Here is a 1,968-nt window from a genome sequence, read left to right as displayed (position 1 = left end):
CCACTGATACCATTATCGAAAATGCCAACGAAGGTACAGATACCATTCAATCTAGTGTTACTTACACTATTGCGGCACTTGCTAACGTTGAAAACTTGACACTAACAGGAACGGCTGCAATTAACGCTATAGGTAACGCGGGTGATAACGTCATTACTGGTAACAGTGCTAATAACATTCTTAATGGTGGTTTAGGAAATGATACCCTCATTGGTGGTGCTGGTAAGGACACCCTTAATGGTGGTGCTGGTAATGATACAGCAAACTATAGCCAACTTGGACAAAGCATAACCTTATCACCAACAGGAAACATCACTAAAGGTGGTGGACTAGGAAATGATCAACTGATTCAGGTAGAGACAATTATTGCTGATGCCAGTGCGGTTAATAATACCATTGATGTATCCACTGCGGGGAATGCAGCCTCTATCAACGTCAATTTACAAACCCAACAATTGACTGTCAATGGTGTACCGGGAGTGGGAACATTCACGGTCACCAATTTTGATCATGTTATAGGAACAAGTCGAAATGACACCATTACTGGTGATAGCCAAAACAACCAACTCTCTGGTAATGCAGGAAATGATACCCTCACTGGTGGTGCTGGTAACGACACCCTTAATGGTGGTGCAGGTAATGATACAGCAAACTATAGCCAACTTGGACAAAGCATAACCTTATCACCAACAGGAGTCATCACTAAAGGTGGTGGACTAGGAAATGATCAACTGATTCAGGTAGAGACAATTATTGCTGATGCTAGTGCGGTTAATAATATCATTGATGTATCCACTGCGGGGAATGCAGCCTCTATCAATGTCAATTTACAAACCCAACAATTGACTGTCAATGGTGTACCGGGAGTGGGAACATTCACGGTCATCAATTTTGATCATGTTCTAGGAACAAGTCAAAATGACACCATTACTGGTGATAGCCAAAACAACCTACTCTCTGGTAATGCTGGTAATGATACCCTCATTGGTGGTGCTGGTACAGATACCCTGATTGGTGGTGCAGGTAATGATACTTACATTGTTGATAGCACCACTGATACCATTACTGAAAATGCCAACGAAGGTACAGATACCATTCAATCTAGTGTTACTTTCACCATTGCGGCACTTGCTAACGTTGAAAACTTGACACTGACAGGAACAGCAGCAAACGCTACAGGTAACGAAGGTGATAACGTCATTACTGGTAACAGTGCTAATAACACCCTTGTTGGTGGCGCAGGTAATGATACCCTAATTGGTGGTGCGGGTAATGATACCTCAATTGGTGGTACAGGTGACGACACCTATATTGTTGATAGCACCACTGATACCATTACCGAAAATGCCAGTGCTGGTACAGATACCATTCAATCTATTGTTACTTACACTATTGCGGCACTTACTAATGTTGAAAACCTGACTTTAACAGGAACGGCTGCAATTAACGCTACAGGTAACGCGGGTGATAATGTCATTACTGGTAACAGTGCTAATAATACCCTTAATGGTGGTGCGGGTACAGATACCTTAATTGGTGGTACAGGAAACGATACCTACATTGTTGATAGCACCACTGATACCATTATCGAAAATGCCAGTGCTGGTACAGATACTATTCAATCTAGTGTTACTTACACTATTGCTGCCAACGTTGAAAACCTGACTTTAACAGGAACGGCTGCAAATAACGGTACGGGTAACATAGGTAATAACGTCATTACTGGTAACAGTGCTAATAACACCCTTAATGGTGGTGCGGGTACAGATACCTTAATTGGTGGTTTAGGCAACGATACCTACATTGTTGATAGCACCACTGATACCATTATCGAAAATGCCAACGAAGGTACAGATACCATTCAATCTAGTGTTACTTACACTATTGCGGCACTTGCTAACGTTGAAAACTTGACACTAACAGGAACGGCTGCAATTAACGCTATAGGTAACGCGGGTGATAACGTCA

At 42.3% G+C, this 1,968-nt stretch carries 1 protein-coding gene; it reads left to right on the top strand.

Going from position 1 to position 1,968, the window contains the following annotated elements:
- A partial coding sequence (locus CUN59_RS13165) for a beta strand repeat-containing protein (RefSeq protein WP_243406933.1) occupies positions 1-1,968 on the top strand: 1,968 nt, incomplete at both ends.

This window comes from Cuspidothrix issatschenkoi CHARLIE-1, from assembly GCF_002934005.1.
Lineage (GTDB): Bacteria > Cyanobacteriota > Cyanobacteriia > Cyanobacteriales > Nostocaceae > Cuspidothrix > Cuspidothrix issatschenkoi.
The sequence above is the reverse complement of the archived record's forward strand: the minus strand, read 5'-3'. Positions and strand labels throughout refer to the sequence as shown.